The 18,202-nt window shown below is 46.9% G+C and carries 25 protein-coding genes; 4 read left to right on the forward strand and 21 right to left on the reverse strand.

Annotation, left to right across the window (positions count from 1 at the left end; all coding sequences use genetic code 11):
* Nucleotides 1-6 precede the first annotated feature (6 nt).
* From rnc to recG, 7 genes are all read right to left on the reverse strand, one after another.
* Nucleotides 7-684, reverse strand: a complete 678-nt coding sequence (rnc, locus tag AC8GFU_RS04440; RefSeq protein WP_506625943.1) for a ribonuclease III — start codon at nt 682-684, stop codon at nt 7-9.
* Nucleotides 685-694: 10 nt separating this feature from the next.
* Nucleotides 695-868: a 50S ribosomal protein L32 gene (gene rpmF / locus AC8GFU_RS04445; protein WP_445835835.1), complete on the reverse strand. Its 174-nt coding sequence runs from the start codon at nt 866-868 to the stop codon at nt 695-697.
* Nucleotides 869-935: 67 nt separating this feature from the next.
* Nucleotides 936-1,520 (reverse strand): YceD family protein, encoded by a 585-nt coding sequence (locus AC8GFU_RS04450; RefSeq protein ID WP_506625944.1) that lies wholly within the window; start codon nt 1,518-1,520, stop codon nt 936-938.
* Nucleotides 1,513-1,992 carry an ATP synthase subunit B family protein gene (locus tag AC8GFU_RS04455; RefSeq protein ID WP_506625945.1) on the reverse strand — a complete coding sequence of 160 codons (480 nt, stop codon included), beginning with the start codon at nt 1,990-1,992 and terminating at the stop codon, nt 1,513-1,515. The genes AC8GFU_RS04450 and AC8GFU_RS04455 overlap by 8 nt, the downstream gene beginning before the upstream one ends.
* Nucleotide 1,993: 1 nt before the next feature.
* A complete protein-coding gene (gene coaD, locus AC8GFU_RS04460) occupies nt 1,994-2,473 on the reverse strand; it encodes a pantetheine-phosphate adenylyltransferase (RefSeq protein ID WP_506625946.1) in 480 nt (159 codons plus the stop codon).
* 39 nt (nt 2,474-2,512) lie between these two features.
* On the reverse strand, nt 2,513-3,082 hold the full coding sequence (gene rsmD, locus AC8GFU_RS04465; protein WP_506625947.1) for a 16S rRNA (guanine(966)-N(2))-methyltransferase RsmD: 570 nt from the start codon (nt 3,080-3,082) through the stop codon (nt 2,513-2,515).
* Nucleotides 3,083-3,086: 4 nt separating this feature from the next.
* A complete protein-coding gene (recG, locus tag AC8GFU_RS04470; protein ID WP_506625948.1) occupies nt 3,087-5,264 on the reverse strand; it encodes an ATP-dependent DNA helicase RecG in 2,178 nt (725 codons plus the stop codon).
* Nucleotides 5,265-5,399: 135 nt separating this feature from the next.
* Between recG and rpmB the strand changes: the two genes are divergently transcribed.
* Nucleotides 5,400-5,585: a 50S ribosomal protein L28 gene (rpmB, locus tag AC8GFU_RS04475; protein ID WP_506625949.1), complete on the forward strand. Its 186-nt coding sequence runs from the start codon at nt 5,400-5,402 to the stop codon at nt 5,583-5,585.
* Between the two features lie 12 nt (nt 5,586-5,597).
* Here the strand turns inward: rpmB and thiL are convergent, their stop codons facing one another.
* Entirely contained in the window at nt 5,598-6,518 is a 921-nt protein-coding gene (gene thiL / locus AC8GFU_RS04480) for a thiamine-phosphate kinase (RefSeq protein WP_506625950.1), read from the reverse strand.
* 75 nt (nt 6,519-6,593) lie between these two features.
* Here thiL and AC8GFU_RS04485 point away from each other — a divergent pair, with 75 nt between their 5' ends.
* On the forward strand, nt 6,594-6,833 hold the full coding sequence (locus AC8GFU_RS04485; protein WP_506625951.1) for an Lrp/AsnC family transcriptional regulator: 240 nt from the start codon (nt 6,594-6,596) through the stop codon (nt 6,831-6,833).
* Here the strand turns inward: AC8GFU_RS04485 and AC8GFU_RS04490 are convergent.
* The 6 genes from AC8GFU_RS04490 to leuC all read right to left on the reverse strand — a co-directional run bounded on the left by AC8GFU_RS04490 (nt 6,830) and on the right by leuC (nt 12,417).
* Nucleotides 6,830-7,858 carry a D-alanine--D-alanine ligase family protein gene (locus tag AC8GFU_RS04490; protein ID WP_506625952.1) on the reverse strand — a complete coding sequence of 343 codons (1,029 nt, stop codon included), beginning with the start codon at nt 7,856-7,858 and terminating at the stop codon, nt 6,830-6,832. The two genes, AC8GFU_RS04485 and AC8GFU_RS04490, sit on opposite strands and share 4 nt — an antisense overlap.
* Nucleotides 7,855-8,856 (reverse strand): NAD(P)H-dependent glycerol-3-phosphate dehydrogenase, encoded by a 1,002-nt coding sequence (locus AC8GFU_RS04495; protein ID WP_506625953.1) that lies wholly within the window; start codon nt 8,854-8,856, stop codon nt 7,855-7,857. Before AC8GFU_RS04495 ends, AC8GFU_RS04490 begins: the two co-directional genes overlap by 4 nt.
* Entirely contained in the window at nt 8,853-9,635 is a 783-nt protein-coding gene (locus AC8GFU_RS04500; protein WP_506625954.1) for a lysophospholipid acyltransferase family protein, read from the reverse strand. Before AC8GFU_RS04500 ends, AC8GFU_RS04495 begins: the two co-directional genes overlap by 4 nt.
* Before the next feature lie 75 nt (nt 9,636-9,710).
* Nucleotides 9,711-10,175: an HU family DNA-binding protein gene (locus AC8GFU_RS04505; RefSeq protein ID WP_506625955.1), complete on the reverse strand. Its 465-nt coding sequence runs from the start codon at nt 10,173-10,175 to the stop codon at nt 9,711-9,713.
* Nucleotides 10,176-10,413: 238 nt separating this feature from the next.
* The gene (leuD, locus tag AC8GFU_RS04510; RefSeq protein ID WP_506625956.1) at nt 10,414-11,013 is read right to left on the reverse strand and encodes a 3-isopropylmalate dehydratase small subunit; all 600 of its coding nucleotides are present in this window, start codon (nt 11,011-11,013) and stop codon (nt 10,414-10,416) included.
* A gap of 12 nt (nt 11,014-11,025) precedes the next feature.
* Nucleotides 11,026-12,417, reverse strand: a complete 1,392-nt coding sequence (gene leuC, locus AC8GFU_RS04515) for a 3-isopropylmalate dehydratase large subunit (RefSeq protein ID WP_506625957.1) — start codon at nt 12,415-12,417, stop codon at nt 11,026-11,028.
* Between the two features lie 64 nt (nt 12,418-12,481).
* Between leuC and AC8GFU_RS04520 the strand changes: the two genes are divergently transcribed.
* Entirely contained in the window at nt 12,482-13,198 is a 717-nt protein-coding gene (locus tag AC8GFU_RS04520; RefSeq protein ID WP_506625958.1) for an IclR family transcriptional regulator, read from the forward strand.
* Here the strand turns inward: AC8GFU_RS04520 and AC8GFU_RS04525 are convergent.
* Together AC8GFU_RS04525 and recA are read right to left on the reverse strand one after the other, a co-directional pair.
* Nucleotides 13,158-13,664: a regulatory protein RecX gene (locus AC8GFU_RS04525; RefSeq protein WP_506625959.1), complete on the reverse strand. Its 507-nt coding sequence runs from the start codon at nt 13,662-13,664 to the stop codon at nt 13,158-13,160. The genes AC8GFU_RS04520 and AC8GFU_RS04525 overlap by 41 nt on opposite strands.
* 6 nt (nt 13,665-13,670) lie before the next feature.
* Nucleotides 13,671-14,765 carry a recombinase RecA gene (gene recA / locus AC8GFU_RS04530; protein ID WP_506625960.1) on the reverse strand — a complete coding sequence of 365 codons (1,095 nt, stop codon included), beginning with the start codon at nt 14,763-14,765 and terminating at the stop codon, nt 13,671-13,673.
* A 233-nt stretch (nt 14,766-14,998) separates the two neighbouring features.
* On the opposite strand from recA, the gene yaaA reads away from it, so the two are divergent.
* The gene (yaaA, locus tag AC8GFU_RS04535; RefSeq protein ID WP_506625961.1) at nt 14,999-15,544 is read left to right on the forward strand and encodes a peroxide stress protein YaaA; all 546 of its coding nucleotides are present in this window, start codon (nt 14,999-15,001) and stop codon (nt 15,542-15,544) included.
* Here yaaA and AC8GFU_RS04540 read toward each other — a convergent pair.
* Genes AC8GFU_RS04540 through AC8GFU_RS04560 form a run of 5 tightly spaced genes read right to left on the reverse strand, consistent with a single transcriptional unit; the run spans nt 15,527 to nt 18,199 of the window.
* Nucleotides 15,527-16,438, reverse strand: coding sequence for a DMT family transporter (locus AC8GFU_RS04540; RefSeq protein ID WP_506625962.1), 912 nt, complete (start codon nt 16,436-16,438; stop codon nt 15,527-15,529). The genes yaaA and AC8GFU_RS04540 overlap by 18 nt on opposite strands.
* Before the next feature lie 2 nt (nt 16,439-16,440).
* Nucleotides 16,441-17,235 carry an alpha/beta fold hydrolase gene (locus tag AC8GFU_RS04545; RefSeq protein ID WP_506625963.1) on the reverse strand — a complete coding sequence of 265 codons (795 nt, stop codon included), beginning with the start codon at nt 17,233-17,235 and terminating at the stop codon, nt 16,441-16,443.
* Complete coding sequence (locus AC8GFU_RS04550) at nt 17,235-17,435, reverse strand: DUF3046 domain-containing protein (RefSeq protein WP_506625964.1); 201 nt, start codon at nt 17,433-17,435, stop codon at nt 17,235-17,237. Before AC8GFU_RS04550 ends, AC8GFU_RS04545 begins: the two co-directional genes overlap by 1 nt.
* Entirely contained in the window at nt 17,422-17,943 is a 522-nt protein-coding gene (locus AC8GFU_RS04555) for a TetR/AcrR family transcriptional regulator (protein ID WP_506625965.1), read from the reverse strand. Before AC8GFU_RS04555 ends, AC8GFU_RS04550 begins: the two co-directional genes overlap by 14 nt.
* A complete protein-coding gene (locus AC8GFU_RS04560; RefSeq protein ID WP_506627169.1) occupies nt 17,933-18,199 on the reverse strand; it encodes a helix-turn-helix domain-containing protein in 267 nt (88 codons plus the stop codon). Before AC8GFU_RS04560 ends, AC8GFU_RS04555 begins: the two co-directional genes overlap by 11 nt.
* Between the last annotated feature and the right edge of the window lie 3 nt (nt 18,200-18,202).

The raw sequence follows: 18,202 nt of genomic DNA on the forward strand, positions 1-18,202 counted from the left end.
GTGAATTTAGGCTTGAGGATTGGCGGTTTTTAACGCCTCGTAAGCAGCACGCGCGGCTACTTGTTCCGCCTCTCGCTTGCTCTTACCGGTGCCCTCACTGAGTGCTTGACCACCCAACATTGCAACAGCGGTGAAATTCTTATCGTGATCTGGGCCTTCTTCGCTAACAACATACTCAGGTGCACCTTTACCAAGGGATGCTGCAAGCTCTTGCAGGGCGGTCTTTCCATCAAGACCTGCACCGCGAGCAACCGCTGAATCCATAGTTGAGGTAATTAACTCGCGCACAATTTCGGTGCACTTTGCAAAACCGAACTGCAAATAAATAGCACCAATCAACGCTTCTAAGGCATCGGCAAGTAATGAGTTTTTATCTCGACCATTTGTTACCTCTTCGCCTTTTCCAAGACGAATATGTTGGCCAAGATTTAATCCGCGTGCGATATCTGCGAGCGCACGCATGTTGACTACACCTGAACGTAATGGAGACAAGCGACTCTCATCAAAATCTGGATATCGTTTGTACAGTTCTTCAGTAACAATTAATCCGAGAACTGAATCTCCAAGAAACTCAAGTCGCTCATTAGTTTCTTTACTACCCGATTCATATGCAAATGAACGATGGGTAAAAGCTAACTCAAGCAAAGCTGGATCGAGTGTGACTCCCAGCTGCTCACTGAGCATGGAACTCAGATCAGACCTCTAATACCTGACGACGGTTGTATGTACCGCAGGTTGGGCATGCTGTGTGCTGCAACTTTGGTTGCTGGCATTGTCCGCATGTGGCTAGAGCTGCTGCAGTAGTTTTCCACTGGCTACGACGTGAACGCGTCTTTGAACGCGACATTTTTCGCTTTGGTACTGGCACTGTTCTAACCTCTTCTCAATCCTTAAGCAACCACTGGGCTGCAGAGGGAAAGTATCCCTCAAAAGGGCTAAATCTTGAAATCGGGATCATCCAGCGTGAGAGAGCCTAGGCTCGCCCAACGGGCATCGATCACTTCATGGGCGTGATCCTCAGGCAGATCGGCCCATTTCCCTCCGCACTCAGGGCATAGCCCAAGGCACTCCTCATCACACAAAGGGTTGATGGGCAGAGATAGAACCACCGCATCGCGGATAGGGGTCTCAAGATCCATGATGTTGCCATCCATCATGAGCTCATCCTCCAGATCTAAATCGATCTCATCCTCATCGCGCTTCTTCTTTTTGCCGCGTTCATTTGTTGGCTCATAGTTGTAGAGCTCTTGAATCTTTCGCTCAATCACAATTTCTACAGGGTCAAGGCAGCGAATGCATTCACCTTTAGCGACCGCATAAACATCAGCGCTTAAAAGCACGCCTTCGGTAACTGATTCGAGCCGAACGTCAACTTCTATGACCTCTCCTGCGGGAACAGAGATAAGTGGAACACCAAAGTTTTCTTTAACAGGAATATCTAATTGATACTCCTTCATCTCCCCCGCACGACGAGGCAGCTCGAATGTATTGAGCTGGAAAGAGTCTTGTTGCTTACTCATCAGCAAGTTGCGACAAGACATCCTTGTCATTTGCGCCAGCTAGGCGATCTCGTCCGCGTGAGACGGCATCCAAAGTCTTATTCAAAATTACTTCTAGTGTTGCAAGTCGGCCATCGATGTAATCCTCAACCTCTTGCTTTTCTAAATCTGCGGTTTCACGAGCATCATCTAAAATCTTGCGTGCTTCATCGCGTGCGATCTGAACGATTGAAGTTTGTTCAACCATTTGCGCAACATCTTCACGGGCGATAGCGATCATTTGCTCAGCGCTGACTCGAGCCTCTTCGATAATCGCATCACGAGTTTCCAGAATTTTTCGAGCAGATTCAAAATCAGTTGGAAGCGCTTCTCGTGCTTCATCAAGAATTTCCAGCATCTCTGCGCGATGTACTACGCAACTTGCCGACAGCGGGACACCGCGTGCCTCTTCGACAAGGGTAATCGCGCTAGTTAATTTCTCAATTGAATCCATTTTATTTCCCTGCTACTCGGGCTTTAAGTGCTTCGTTAATAGATGGTGGAACCATGGTTGAAACATCACCGTTGTAATGGGCCAACTCCTTCACCAATGAAGATGAGAGGAAAGAGTGCGCAGGAGCTGTTGCCATGAACATGGTCTCAACACCTGAACCTTGCAAATTTACTTGAGCCATCTGAAGTTCGTAATCAAAATCTGTAACCGCACGAAGACCCTTAACGATCGCTTGAATTGAATTACTCTTGCAGTAATCCACCAAAAGGCCGCTCCAAGAATCAACTGAGACATTTGAAAACTTGGTTGTGACTTCAGTAATCATTTGAATGCGCTCAGCTACGGTGAACATGCTGGACTTGGTGCGGTTTTCTAGTACGGCAACGACTACATGATCGAACTGCCCCGCTGCTCGTTCAATGATGTCCAAATGCCCATATGTGATGGGATCAAAGGATCCAGGACAAACTGCGCGCTTCATGAGTCAAACGCTAGCAACTGTGTGGCCAGTTATCCATTCTTACGGCTGATAATTGGCGTAATAAATGGTCGCTTGCCCATAATTCCGCTCACGAGCAGGCGCAAATGCATCGGGCCAAATGAATTGGTCCCCACGTGCAGTTCTTTCTACTGCAATAAATGCATCACTATTCAGAAATTCACAATCATGTAAAGCGCTCAAAATATCTTCGACAGCTTGATTTGAAAAATCATAGGGTGGATCGATATACACCAAGTGATACTTATCTTTCGGCGCATCCTTTAAGAAACGTTCAGCGCTCATTCCAAATAATTGGAATTTGCCGGTTGGGTTGGATTTCTTGACTAACTCGTAGTTTGCTTCAATCGTGCGTTGCGCTGCATCATCTTTTTCAACTACATGAACCGAAGTCGCTCCACGAGAAAGTGATTCGAGCCCAATTGCACCTGACCCACCGAAGAGATCAAGCACATGAAGTCCTTCAAAACTTCCAAACTCAGATGTTAACGATGAAAACAAACCTTCACGTGCGCGATCTGATGTTGGTCGGGTTGCATCGGCAACTGCAGACAGGGTTCTGCCCTTTGCAACTCCAGCAATTATTCTCACGGTATTAACCCTTGTCTAAGTAATCAATTGCTTGATCACGTTGAAGTTTAACTAATTCATTCTTGAGAGCAGGATAGTCTGATAAATCATTATCTGTTGCAATTAGTTCCTCAGCATCGTTACGTGCTTGTTCGATTAAATCTTCATCCCTAAGGACGCGCAGCAATCGCAGATGTGATTGAGTTCCGGATTGATTAGCGCCAAGAACATCACCCTCGCGACGTTGCTCAAGATCAATTCTTGAGAGCTCAAAGCCATCCAAAGTGCCGGCAACTGCATTCAGTCGCTCCCGCGCAGAGCTTTCCTCTTCGCAATGTGTCACTAATAAGCACAGCCCCGGTGAGGTGCCACGACCAACTCGGCCACGCAACTGGTGCAGTTGAGAAACGCCGAATCGATCCGCATCCATGATCACCATAATCGTTGCATTTGGAACATCTACGCCCACTTCGATCACAGTTGTAGAAACCAAGACATCAATCTCGCCTTGTGAAAAGGCCTGCATGGTGGCCTCTTTCTCTTCTGCGGGTAAACGTCCATGCAACACAGCAATCTTCAGGCCTTGTAGTGCTCCTGAATGTAAGAGCGGTGCCAACTCTTCTACCGAAGAGATCTGATCGGATTCTTCACCAAAGAGAAAATCTAGATCTGCATTTGCATCGGCATCTGGGTCCGCACTAATTCGTGGAGCCACAACATAAGCCTGATGCCCTTGCTGAACCTCCTCTTTGATGCGCTGCCAAGCCCGCTCCAGATAATTAGGTTTTTCCTTTACGGGCACAACATGCGTTGTTATCGGCTGGCGACCAAGCGGAAGTTCGCGAAGTGTTGAAACATCTAAATCTCCAAACACCGTCATCGCCACTGTACGTGGAATTGGTGTTGCAGTCATAACTAACAAGTGAGGCGGAAGAACCGCTTTTTCCTTCAATGCATCTCGTTGTTCAACGCCAAATCGATGTTGCTCATCCACAACGATCAAACCTAAATCTTTAAAGGCAACCTTTTCTCCAAGTAATGCATGAGTTCCGATCACGATTCCTGCATCTCCGCTAGCAGCTAGCGCAAGCGCCTCTTTTCTAGCTGCAGCGTTTTGAGAGCCAGTTATTAAAGTAACTTGAGTTGCAACTTCAGATCCACCAAGCATGCCGCCTTGTGCCAAATCACCTAACAATTTTTGAATGGTGCGAAGATGCTGCGCTGCTAGTACTTCTGTTGGTGCAAGTAGGGCTGCTTGTCCCCCACTATCGACTACTGCCAGCATCGCGCGTAGAGCAACAATTGTTTTACCTGATCCCACTTCACCTTGTAGTAATCGGTGCATTGGATGAGGTTGTGCTAAATCTGCTTCTATTTCTTTGCACACGGCAATCTGTCCTGCAGTTAATTGAAACGGCAATCTCTTATCGAATGCATCGAGCAATCCCCCAGCTGTCGCTTTGCGGGAGGTTGAGTTAAGTTTCTTTAGTTCGATCCGGCGTAATACCAATAAGGATTGAAGTAAGAATGCTTCATCAAAGGTCAGGCGTTCACGTGCATTTTCTGCATGATCTAAATCTGCAGGTTGATGGAGCTGAACTAGCGCTTGATGTAAGGATGGATAATCGTGCTTGGCGCGAATAGTTTCTGGTAAGAAATCTGCAATCTCATCTAGCGCTCCGATAGCTAGCTGTGCGCATTGCGAAATTTTCCATGAAGGTAACTTTGCTGAGGCTGGATAGACAGGTAAATACTTGCCAGCAAAACCTTCGACCGCGCTATCAACATCTGAGCCGTCAGGAATCATTTCGTAATCTGGATGTGCCAACTGTTTCTTATTGTTAAAAACTCCTACTTTCCCTGCAAACAAGCCTTGTCGGCCGACCTTCAAATCTTTTTCACGCCACGCTTGATTGAAAAATGTTAAGGAGAGCTTGTCGGTTCCATCTGTGACTACAACTTCGAGCATGCTGCCTTTACGCCCACGCATAGGCCTAGTCGACGCTGAATACACCTGCGCAAGAATTGTTGTCTCATCGCCCTCGTGGAGCTCAGAAATATCTGAAAGCTCACCACGGACCATGTAGCGACGTGGGTAATGGCGCATGAGATCGCCGATACTTTTAATGCCAAAGGTTGTTTCGAGAACTTTGGCGGTGCGGTCGCCAACGACCGCCGAAACCTTGTTCTCTAGTTGTGCCACAAGGGCATTCTCTCTCTAAATCGCCTGAAATTCCCTCAACAAGCGTGAATTGGCATTGAACCCCGCCTACGGGGTACCCTTACGCCCTGTTCCCATTGGAACGAGATCAATAGAAGAGTTAAAAGGAGTACCGCTGTGGCATCAACATGCGATATCTGTGGCAAAGGGCCCAGCTTCGGAAACAATGTTTCTCACTCACAGGTTAAGACCCGTCGTCGCTGGAATCCAAACATCCAGCGTGTTCGCACCCTTGTTGGTGGAACACCAAAGCGTCAGAACGTATGTACTTCATGCCTCAAGGCAGGAAAAGTAACTCGTTAATTTATTGTTGATTTAATTGAAATGGCGCCAGGTATCTGGCGCTTTTTTCATGTCTAGCCCCAGAACTCCTGAACCAGCAATAACAGTTCCTATACAGAAGCCATCTAGCTCTTTACCGGTCGCTAAAAAGACATGGTCTTCGCCGCCAGCTAGAACCCATTGCCAAACATCAATGCCTGCGATTTCTGCTAACTCTTTTATTGAATCAAACTCTGGATGAGCTGCGATTAATTGTTGGTCGAATGAGAAACAGATACCTGAAGCAGCGGCCATTTGTTCTGCCTGAATAACAAGTGCATCACTTATGTCGCATAAAGCATTTGCTTTAGCGTTTGAGAATTGAACCGCTGAAACATAATCTACGGTTGGTGCGCAAAATTCAGAGATTGCATGCTGTGCTAAATCGCTTTCTAGATCTTTTTCGATGATAGAAAGACCTGCCGCTGACCAACCAGGTAATGATGAAATATAAATTGAATCACCGATCTGCGCACCAGATCGCAGAATTGCTCGGTCAGTTTCGCCAATTGCTGTAATCGCAATACTTTTACATGGCCCTTTAGCAAGATCCCCACCTACGACGTAAGCCCCACAACTTGATGCTTCATGAGCAATTCCTTCTGCAAGCTCTTCAATCCACTCTAAAGTCTCATCGCCCGTTAAGGTCACTGCAGCTACTAAGTAACGAGGTGATCCCCCCATGGCGTACACATCAGCCAGATTTGCAGCGGTGACCTTGCGGCCAATTTCAAATGCACTGCTCCATGATGTTGAAAAGTGTGTTCCCTCAACTGCGATATCGGTCGTGATCACTGTCTTTTCAGTTGTGGCCACAACCGCGCCATCATCACCAATGCCGATTTCAACTCCGCGATGCGTCTGCCCAAAGATGCGCGTTAGGGCCTTAATTACGCCCGCTTCATCGAAGTTCATATCCGTAGCCTAATCGACTAGTGAGTAAGGGTTGTTCTGCGGTAGCGTTTGAGCCTCAACAAGAAAGGACCTCACATGTCAGTACAAGCTTTCATCTTGATTCAAACAGAAGTTGGCAAGGCAACTGGAGTAGCAGATGCTGTCGCAAAGATTGCGGGAGTAACTCTCTCTGAAGGTGTAACAGGTCCTTACGATGTCATCATGCGTGCAGAAGCAGCAAGCATGGAGGAGTTTGGCCGCGTTGTTCTCTCAAAGGTACAAGCTGTGCCTGGAATTACACGCACACTTACCTGCCCTGTAACTCACCTAAGCTAATGGTTGAGCGCTGAATCAATCAGCGCTGAAATCAAATCTGTATAGGTAACCCCTGTGGCCTGCCACAACTTTGGATATACCGAGGTTCCTGTAAATCCAGGCATCGTGTTGATCTCATTAATGATTACTTCACCATCATTGGTATAAAAGAAGTCACAGCGCGATAATCCTGCGCAACCAATCGCCTCAAAGGCTTGAATGGCAGCAATCTGAATGGCCTGAGCATCTGTTTCTGGAATTCCAGCTGGAATTTTGACGGTAGTTGCATCATCTAAATACTTCGCTTCAAAATCATAAAATTCAAACTTTGGATTGACAACAATCTCACCTACAACAGATGCATAGCTAGTTCCATCTCGCTCCAAAACGGCGCACTCTATTTCGCGGCCATTAATTGCGTTTTCAATAAGTACCTTGTCGTCGTACAAAAATGCATCCTCGATTGCAGCGTGCAATGCATCTGCGGATTTAACTTTGTGGGTTCCGCGGCTTGATCCGCCGCTAGAGGGCTTAACAAAAACCGGGTAAGTGAATGAATCTGGATTTGGTTTGTTATCGTTCTTAACTAACACGATGCCAGTTGCTACCTTCATGCCTGCTGCAGCAAATAACTCTTTTGCTTTCGCTTTATCCATCGCATCAGCTGAGGCCTTGACCCCACTACCTACATATTTAATATCGGCATCTTCCAGTAACTGTTGAATCTCGCCATCTTCGCCAAATTCACCATGCAGGACAGGGAAAACGCAATCAATTGCAATGAACTTGCCGTTAACCAATAATCCGCCCTTAGTTAACTCAACTGCTGAACCATTATCTTCAATTGTCGGCATTGCCTTGTTATTAATCTTTAATGGGTACTTTTCATCGAGTGCAACCCACTTGCCCGCTTTAGTTATTCCAATCAAAATGGGTTCAAAGGATTTTTTATCTAATCCACCTAGAACTCCCCCAGCAGAAACACATGAAACTTCATGTTCGCTACTTGGGCCGCCGCAGATAATTGCGATTTTCAACTTACTCATCTAATAAAGTTTTCTGCTTTTGTGGTGATCTCCATCAGGCGATCTAGAGCTTGTGCGGGCGTCAACGCACCTGAAACAACATCGGCTACCGCCTCAATTACCGGAACTTCTACACCGACGCGGTGAGCAATTTCGAGAACCGCGTTAGAGGATGCAACTCCTTCAACGGTTTTAGCCACCTGCGTGCGTGCAACTTCCATAGATCCGCTCTTGCCTAAAACCTCGCCAAATGTTCGGTTACGAGAAAGTGGTGAGCCGCAACTTGCTACAAGGTCACCCATGCCAGCTAAACCAGCAGCACTTAGTGGATCGGCATAGTGCGCGGCGCATAAACGGGCAACTTCATTGAGTCCGCGAGTAATAAGCATCGCTTGAGTATTTTCACCAAAGCCCATACCGATTGAAATTCCAACTGCAAGTGCGATGACACTTTTGATCGCTCCTGCAAGCTCGCACCCTAAAACATCCACCGATGTGTAAACGCGATAGTAAGGAGTCGCAAAAAGTTGCTGAACCTTTTCAGCTAACGCCATTGTTGATGCAGCAGAAACAGCTCCTGCCGGTTGGCGCAGTACTAACTCATTAGCCAGATTTGGCCCAGTAATGATTGCAACATTGTCGGTCTCCATAACCTCTTGAATGATCTCGGTCATGCGAGACATGGTGCTGACTTCAATACCTTTTAAAGTACTTACATAAATTGCGTTGGGCTGAACAAAGGGCTTCCAGGCAGTTAAATTTTCACGTAGCGTTTGCGCAGGTACCGCTAAAACATAAATATTGGAGTAATTAAAGGCTTCTTGCAGATCTGTGGTTGCCTTCAGGCCAACCGGAAGTGTGTTGTCATCTAAGTACTTCGAGTTTGTGTGCTTGCTATTAATCTCATCAATCACATCTTGATTGCGACCCCACATCAATACATGGTTACCCGCATCGCATAACACCTGGGCCATCGTGGTTCCCCATTGGCCTGCACCTAATACGACTACCTTGCTCACTTCTTCTTTGCCTTTTTAAAGTTTCCAGTGCGGGGTAGATCAGAGTTGTGCGGATCAAAGATTGTTTCTGGACGTTTTTCGCCGCGAAGTTGTTCAAGCAAGGTTGTGAGCTCGCGCATGACAAAAGCCGTTGCTTCGCGCAAAGCTTCAGGGTCTCCTTCTTTTCCATGCCATGCAGAAAGATCGATTGGATCTCCAACTAAAACCTTGATCGGCGTGCGTGGGAAAAATTTTATTTTCTTTTCATAGGTTGGCATAACTATCTGCGATCCCCATTGCGCGATTGGAATGATTGGGGTTTTGGTAGCTATTGCTAAACGAGCTAAACCTGTTTTGGCAACCATCGGCCAACCATCGGGATCGCGGGTCAAGGTGCCTTCAGGATAAACGCCAACGCAATGTCCAACCTCTAAAAGTCGAACAGCGTGATCTAGCGCTTTAGATGCATCTTTACTCTCGCGCGCAACTGGAACCATTCCTGCAGCAAGGATAATTTTTCCTATGACTGGAACCTTAAATACTCCCTCTTTACCTATGTAACGAGGAGCTCTGCCGTTTCTATAGAGAAAATGAGTAAAGAACAAAACATCTAAATAAGAAATATGGTTACTAGCAACAATTATTTTGCCGCTCCTGGGAAGTTTTTCGCCCCCTTGCCACTGCTTCTTACCAACAAGATTAAGCAGCGGAATTACTACCTTGGTTCCAATTTTGAAAGCGAAATTTGTTCCAAGAGGTTTTCCGGTTGGTGGAGCATATGAAACCTTGTACTCCGTCATGGGCTCAATATTAGTGCGATAGATGCAAAAAACGGGGCTAGCGTTAGCCAGCCCCGTTTTTTAAGTTAAAAAGAATTACTTCTTCTTAGCCTTCTTCACAACCTTCTTTGCTGCTGGCTTCTTCTTAGCAGGTGACTTCTTAGCCGCCTTCTTTGGAGCTGCCTTCTTCGCAACCTTCTTAGCAGCCTTCTTTGGCGCTGCCTTCTTTGCTGCTGGCTTTGCAACAACCTTTGGCTCTGGCTTTGGAGCTGGAGCTAGCTTGCGATCTCCTGAGATAACTTCCTTAAGTGCCTTTGCAGGTAGGAAGCGAGCCTTCTTTGAAGCCTTGATCTTGATTGTCTCGCCTGTGAATGGGTTACGTCCCATACGTGCCTTGCGATCAACCTTCTTGAACTTACCGAAATCGTTGATCATTACATCTTCGCCCTTTGAAAGGTTACGAACGATTGTGTCAAAAACGATATCTACAGCGTGAGCTGCTTCCTTCTTGCTGTCGTTGAAGTGTGGTGCTAACGCAGCAATGAATTGGGCCTTATTCATTGAATTCCCCTTATTTACGCGTAAATGTTAAGCAACCGCTTAACGTGTTCATAAACTTACGCGCACATAAGGGGTGATTACGCTATTGAAATGCGCGTGTCGCATTTTTTATTTTTCAATAAAATAGCGAAAAACACCGTTTTTTATGCGTAGAAAACCCTAAATCTTTGATTGAGAGTTTTACCGATCACATCTCACCCATGCGTAAAACCTGCGATTTACGCTTGTTTTAACGCTCCTATGAACGAACTGGAAGTGTTTTTGGCTTGTAGGCAGCGCGATTTTTCTCAAAAGAGTCAATGGAATCAGTCTGTTTCAAGGTCAAACCGATGTCATCCAACCCCTCCATTAAACGCCAGCGGGTGTAATCATCGATCGCAAATGGCAAACTCTTTGATCCATAGCTAACTGTGCGGGTTTCAAGGTCAACGGTGATTGAGGTCGTTGGATCTGCATCCAATGTCTCCCACAGCGCTTCTACCTCGGCCTGATCAAGAATGATTGTGAGCAATCCACCTTTGAGCGAGTTACCGCGGAAGATATCTGCAAAACGGCTTGAAATAACAACTTTGAAACCATAGTTCTGTAGCGCCCACACTGCATGTTCGCGAGATGAACCTGTTCCGAAATCTGCACCTGCAACAAGAATCGTTCCATTCTTAAATGCTGGCTGGTTCAAAACAAACTCAGGGTCATTGCGCCATGCTGCAAATAAACCATCTTCAAAGCCGCTACGTGTAACACGCTTCAAATAAACAGCCGGAATAATTTGATCTGTATCAACATTGCTGCGACGTAGTGGAACACCAGTACCTGTGTGCTTAATAAATTTTTCCATTGTGGTTGCTCCTTACAAATCCGCAGGTGATGACAGGGTTCCACGCAACGCTGTTGCAGCTGCGACAAGTGGACTTACCAAGTGGGTGCGACCACCCTTACCTTGGCGACCTTCGAAGTTTCGGTTAGAGGTAGAAGCTGAACGCTCTCCTACTGCCAATTGATCTGGGTTCATACCAAGGCACATTGAACATCCTGCATTGCGCCATTCAGCACCTGCATCAAGAAATACCTTGTCTAAACCTTCAGCCTCTGCCTCAAGGCGAACTCGTGCAGAACCAGGTACCACCAACATACGAAGTGATGAAGCGATCTTCTTACCCTTCAAAATATCTGCAGCAGCTCGTAGATCTTCGATGCGACCATTGGTGCAGGAGCCCAAGAAAACAGTGTCAATCGCTATCTTTTTCAGCGGTGTTCCCGCTTCAAGACCCATGTACACAAGTGCACGTTCTGCTGCTGTGCGCTGTTCAGAATCTGCGAAATCAGCAGGGTTAGGAACAACTGCGTTTAATGGCAAACCTTGTCCTGGGTTAGTTCCCCACGTAACAAATGGTTCTAGTTCATCAGCGTTGAGATTTACTTCGACATCAAACTTTGCATCCGTATCTGTAAAGAGCGTCTTCCAGTAAGCAACCGCAGCATCAAAATCTTCTGGTGCATGTGGCTTGCCCTTGATGTAATCAAATGTTGTCTGATCCGGAGCTATAAGTCCTGCGCGTGCGCCAGCTTCAATTGACATGTTGCATACCGTCATACGTGATTCCATAGACAGTGCACGAATTGCGCTTCCGCGATATTCGATGACATAACCCTGGCCACCACCGGTACCGATCTTTGCAATGATCGCCAGAATGATGTCCTTGGAAGTAACACCAGGCTTTAGCGAACCTTCAACATTGATCGCCATTGTCTTTGGACGTTGCAACGGCAATGTCTGTGTTGCAAGAACATGCTCAACCTCAGATGTTCCAATTCCAAATGCAAGTGCACCAAATGCACCGTGTGTTGATGTGTGCGAATCTCCGCACACAATTGTCATGCCTGGTTGTGTGATACCTAGTTGTGGGCCAACGACGTGCACAACGCCTTGGTCCTTATCCCCTAGTGAGTGAATACGAACTCCAAATTCAGCACAGTTTGCGCGCAAGGTATCTACCTGCAGCTTTGACACTGGATCTGCAATTGGCTTGTCAATATCAATTGTTGGAACGTTGTGATCTTCTGTTGCGATCGTTAAATCAGGACGACGCACTGGTCGGCCAGCAAGACGCAGTCCATCAAATGCTTGTGGGCTGGTTACCTCGTGAATTAAATGTAGATCGATGTAAATCAGATCTGGTTCGCCATCTGCTTGGCGAACAACATGCTCTGCCCAAATCTTCTCGGCTAGCGTTTTACCCACGATGTAGTGCTCCTTTTTTCTGCCCAGATTGTCATTTCATATAATGAGATGCTAATATCACTCTGTGAACAGAAATAATAGCGGAGTTGGCGTATTAGACAAAGCGGTGTCGATTTTAAGCACACTTGAGGCAGGTCCTCACTCACTTGCTGAATTAGTTGCTGCAACCGGTATCGCTCGTCCTACGGCGCACCGCTTAGCTGTTGCGTTGGAGTTTCATCGCTTAGTTGCCCGTGATTTAACGGGACGTTTTGTTTTAGGTGCACGACCTGCCGAACTTGGTGCCGCTGCTGGTGAGGATCGTTTACTTGCCGCTGCTGCCCCAGCATTAGCTGCGTTGCGTGATGCAACAGGAGAAAGTGCGCAGTTGTACCGCCGTCAAGGAGATCTCCGTATCTGTGTTGCAGTTGCTGAACGTTTATCAGGTTTGCGCGACTCTGTTCCAGTTGGTGCTGCGCTAACGATGCAGGCCGGATCTGCTGCTCAAATTTTATTGGCCTGGGAGGATTCAGAAAAGATCCATCGTGGATTAACAAATGCTCGATTTACAGCTGCGCAACTTTCTGCTGATCGTCGTCGCGGATGGGCACAATCTGTTGGTGAACGTGAAGCGGGTGTTGCATCGGTATCTGCGCCAGTGCGCGCACCTAATGGCAAGGTAATTGCCGCTGTAAGCATCAGCGGCCCGATCGAACGTCTAGGACGTCAACCAGGCCGCATTCATGCCGCTGCAGTGGTTGCTACCGCTGCTCGTCTGACTGAACACCTAACTCGCGAATAACCCGCGAGATTGTAGAAAAGGAAAACCCTTTTCGTTGTAGTAGAGATTGAATTCTGCGCACCTGAACATCTGATTCCAAACGACTCATGGTGCTGTACTTTCGCATCGCCAAAGAAAATGCGGTGCGATACTCAGACTCGTCATCAATCTCATCAAGTGCCTCATCTATGCTCTGTTGATCTACTCCCCTAATGCGAAGCTCTGAGGCGATAATTCGCTTTGATAACTTCTTGGAGGTGTGACGTGATTGGGTCCACTCCTTTGCAAACTCAGAGTCATTGATTAACCCTTTTTCCTGAAGTCGAAAGATGGTTGCATTGGCAACATCATCTTCTACTCCGCGCTTTTTTAGGTGAGCCAGTAGCTCACCCTTACTCTTGGCCCGCGCAACCAATGCATTTAAAGCGATGGTATTTGCGATTGAGTAAGGGTCAGCCTCGTGGTCAACCTTTACGAATTCAAGCATTGGAGCTTAGAAATCCACCTCTGCGGCAGCCTCATCGATCGCAGCAACGAGTGCAGGATCAACCTCAACTGGAACAAAGTGTTCGCGGATCTTATTTTCAATATCATTTGCTAGATCTGGGTTATCAAGTAGGAATGAACGAGCATTCTCCTTGCCCTGTCCTAGTTGATCAGCCTCGTATGTGTACCAAGCGCCAGACTTCTTGACGATACCGATATCAACACCCATATCGATCAATGAGCCTTCACGTGAAATACCAGTTCCGTAGATAATGTCGAACTCAGCCTGCTTGAAAGGTGGAGCCATCTTATTCTTGACTACCTTTACGCGAGTACGGTTACCAACAGATTCTTGGCCATCCTTAAGTGTTTCAATACGACGGATATCAAGACGAACGGAGGCGTAGAACTTAAGCGCCTTTCCACCTGTTGTTGTCTCAGGTGATCCGAAGAAGACACCAATCTTGTCGCGCAGCTGGTTAATAAAGATAGCTGTTGTCTTTGATTGGTGAAGTGCGCCAGTAATTTTACGAAGCGCCTGTGACATCAAACGAGCTTGTAGACCCATGTGTGAGTCACCCATCTCGCCTTCAATTTCTGCGCGAGGAACAAGCGCTGCAACTGAGTCAACTACAACAAGATCAAGTGCGCCTGAACGAACAAGCATGTCCATAATTTCAAGTGCTTGCTCACCTGTATCTGGCTGAGAAACTAATAGCGCATCAATATCCACACCAAGCTTCTTTGCATACTCTGAATCAAATGCATGCTCCGCATCGATGAATGCGCAGATTCCGCCAGCCTTTTGAGCATTTGCGATTGCGTGCAAGGTAAGAGTTGTCTTACCTGAAGACTCTGGTCCGTAAATTTCAACAACGCGACCGCGTGGAAGTCCACCAATACCTAGAGCGATATCTAGTGCGATTGAACCAGTTGGAATAACTTCGATAACTGCATTCTGTCGCTCTGACATCTTCATTACTGCGCCTTTACCAAATTGACGTTCGATCTGGGCTAGGGCTGTGTCCAACGCTTTGTTGCGTTCGCTGTTGGCTTTATCTTGCGCTGCTTCATTTGCTTTGTTGCTTTTTTCAGTAGCCACGTACATTCCTTTCGATAGAACGTCCTGCGATATGCAGTTCGTTTGGTGTGCGGCCCAGAAGGTACGGAGACCCAACGACGGACTACAGAAGCTCCACATCAAGTGTGGAGAAGAGCTGTAGGCGGAGGTTGGAACCGCTCTGGTTGTACTCGAATAGTTTATCCGAACATCTGTTCGAAAGGTAACAGGTGCCACTGACAAGAATCGCGCGTGTCGCCCACCATACTGAGCCGGTGTTGATCCTCCTACCCCCTTCCGAGAAGAAATCCGCCGATCCGGGGGCTGCGATTCAGGTCTACACGGGGGTCTTATACGCCGCCCTAGGGTGGAACACCCTTTCTAAAGCGCAGCAAAAGCTGGGCCAATCTTCGATCGTGATTATTTCGGCCAAGTACGGAGCCTTGCGTCCACTTGATCCAATCGAACCGTACAAAGAGAAGATCGTTAATAAAGAGATGGCTCCAAAAGTGGCCGCGGTTCTAAATCCAATCCTGAGCGAATTAATCATCGACTGTCGTTCCTCGACGTATCAAACTGTGTGGCAATCCCCCATTGAAAAGACCGTTGAGGTGAAGGTTTTCACCACAGTTGAAGATGAAAAAAAGGTGATCACTCACATGTCTAAAAAGAGTCGTGGAGAAGTAACACGACACTTACTTCAATCAGATGACCCGATTACAAATCCGCAGCAACTTTACGCATACGTTTCACAGGTCTTTACCTGTAATTTGATTGCAGCGACTCCGAAAGAGCCTTGGGTACTAGAGGTTTACTGCTAAGCCTTTTTCGCGATGTGCAGTTTCAATTCGTTGTCCCCAAAATGTCGAAGCTAAAATCAAAATTGCACCGATAACACCAAGTGTTGCCAAGGTTTCTCCACCAACTGTAATTCCAACTACAACCGCCCAAATAGGTTCAGTTGATAGCAGCAATCCTGCGCGTGATGCCGATGTTCTGCGGATTGCCCACAAGTTTGCAAGGAATGAAAAAAGCCCACACAACAAACTTAAATACAACAATCCATACCATTGTGCCGGTGCAAAATGAGATACCGCTTCAGCCATATCTTTGTAGCTCAACACACTAAAGATAACTCCGCAGGTAAGACTCTGAACTAAGGTCATATTCACAGTGCTATAGGTACGTCCTCGTGTTACATGACCCATTGCGGTTACATGAATAGATCGAATCAATGCCGCTAGCAGCATCAGCCAATCCCCTAGCCCGGGTGCAGAAAAGCCCTCGCCTGAAACAAGCAGAGCGACACCAACCACAGCAACAACGGCTGCGATAAAGAATCCGCGGGGCAACCAATTCTTGGACGCAATTGATTCCAAGATTGGAGTCATAACTATCGTTAGCGAAATGATCAATCCGGCGTTAGTTGCCGTTGTCTTCGAGACGCCAGCGGTTTCGCAGAACAAAATAAAGGCCTGGCTTGCCCCCAGAATTGAGCCCAGAATCCATTCAGGTTTTTGAAAGCGATCTCGCCTGAATAACCACACAACAACCATGCCTATAGATGTCACAGCAAAGCGAAGACCCAGGACCGACAAAACTGGTGTGTGTTCAGTTAACACCTTTGCAGCTAAGTAACTTGAACCCCAAAAGAATGCGACCAGCAGCAAAACAAGATCTACTTCACGCTTCTTAATTGTGTCGGTAAAGGCCATGATCAAACCTTGGCAGTTCGTTTGATGAAATCAACTGTCATGTCTGGGTAGTTCCACATAATTACGTGGGCGCAGTTATCAACTACAACCCAATGCGAATGTGCAGGTGCCACAGTCTTTTCCTGTGCAATCTCTTCAGGCAGAGTTAAATCGTAATCTCCGAAAATAATTGAAACATCTACATGTGCGGGTACAACTGATTCAAACTTTCTGCCCCTTAATCCATTCCATAAGGGCATATAGCCCTTTGAGTTGGCCATCGCTAACACTGAATCGCGACAGGCTTCAAAACTTAACTCTCGCCATAAGTGCGTGATCTTCTTATAGCCAATAGCTTTCAGCGGTGGCAGGTGATACGCGATTCGCATAAAGTGCTGCGAAATTTTCGCAAGAAAGCGAGCATCTAAACTTGGTGGATACTTGCCCATCGGAAGATCGTGCCATAACCCTGCAGGGGCAAGTGCGGTAATACTTTTTACCTTATCCGGAGCAACCGCTCCCATTTCAAGTGCAATCCAGCCACCTAATGAGTTACCAGCTACATGCATCTGCGAAATATTATGAGCACGAGTTACCTCTTCAACGATCGCACGTGCCAATGAAGTTGGATCAACAGCTTCATCCTTATAAATTTTAGAAACACCATGGCCAGGTAGATCTACGGCGATAACACTAAAATCTTTTGTTAGTTGTGGAATCAAACTCTTCCAGATATTTCCGGCAGAACCTAAGCCGTGCACCAATACAAGTGCCGGACGTTTAATGTCATCGGTAAATAGATGTGCAGTAACTGGCATTAATACTTGTACTTTTCAGTTTCCGTTGGGTGTGCCTTGCACACCGCTTTCCAAATAACATCTGGCTCAACACCTGAAGCTAAAGCCTCATTAACACTCTTACTTCCTAATTCAGATAGAGCTATATCTGATGAAAATGAGGGCGCCCATGCATCACCAAATGACAAGGTAATGCGTTCGCGAAGATCAGAGATTCGCAATGCCGGCGATTGCTTCTGCTTGTGAATGTGATTGTTCGGCGGTCAATGGATGCAAAGCTTGTCCCAATAACCAACGAAGTGCCAGTGCACCTTGTGCTTGGCCTAGTAAATGATTTAAAGCGATTGCAAAGGCTTTCCAAAGGTTGTCATCATGCTTTGTTAGCGCCAATGAGAGTTGATCTGGATCCTGAACGCGCATCGCAGCCAGGGCGGGATCTGAAGAAACTTGCAGTGAAATCTGCTGTAAAGCTGAAGTTGAATCCGGTGCATTCTGTGCAATTTCAACTAAACGGGCCAACTCGGCTTCGCACAGTGCGCGAATCACGCTCTCTTTGTCACGGTAATGGTTGTATAACGTTGCGCGAGAAACTTCAGAAACATCTGCAATTTCAATCATCGACATTTTCTTAATGCCGGTAGTTGCAATTAATTGTTTTGTTGCTTCAAGGATTGCGTTTTGCGTACGGCGGTGAGTTGCTACTTGTGGCGCGTACTTATTAAGCGGCATCGACAACAGTGAGAGTTACGCCCTCACGGCTCTTGAGCTCTGCAGATACATCGCTGAACACACCTGACAGTGAGAGACCTAGCGCTGTGCAAATTGCGTTGAGAAGCTCTGATGATGCTTCCTTCTGACCGCGCTCAACCTCAGAAAGGTATCCGAGCGATACTCGTGCATCACGAGCTACATCGCGAAGGGTGCGACCTTGAGATGTGCGAGCAGCACGAAGGGTCTGACCAACAGCTTCACGTAATAGAACCATTGT

The sequence above is a fragment of the Planktophila warneckei (SeqCode) genome, assembly GCF_965234675.1.
GTDB lineage: Bacteria > Actinomycetota > Actinomycetes > Nanopelagicales > Nanopelagicaceae > Planktophila > Planktophila warneckei.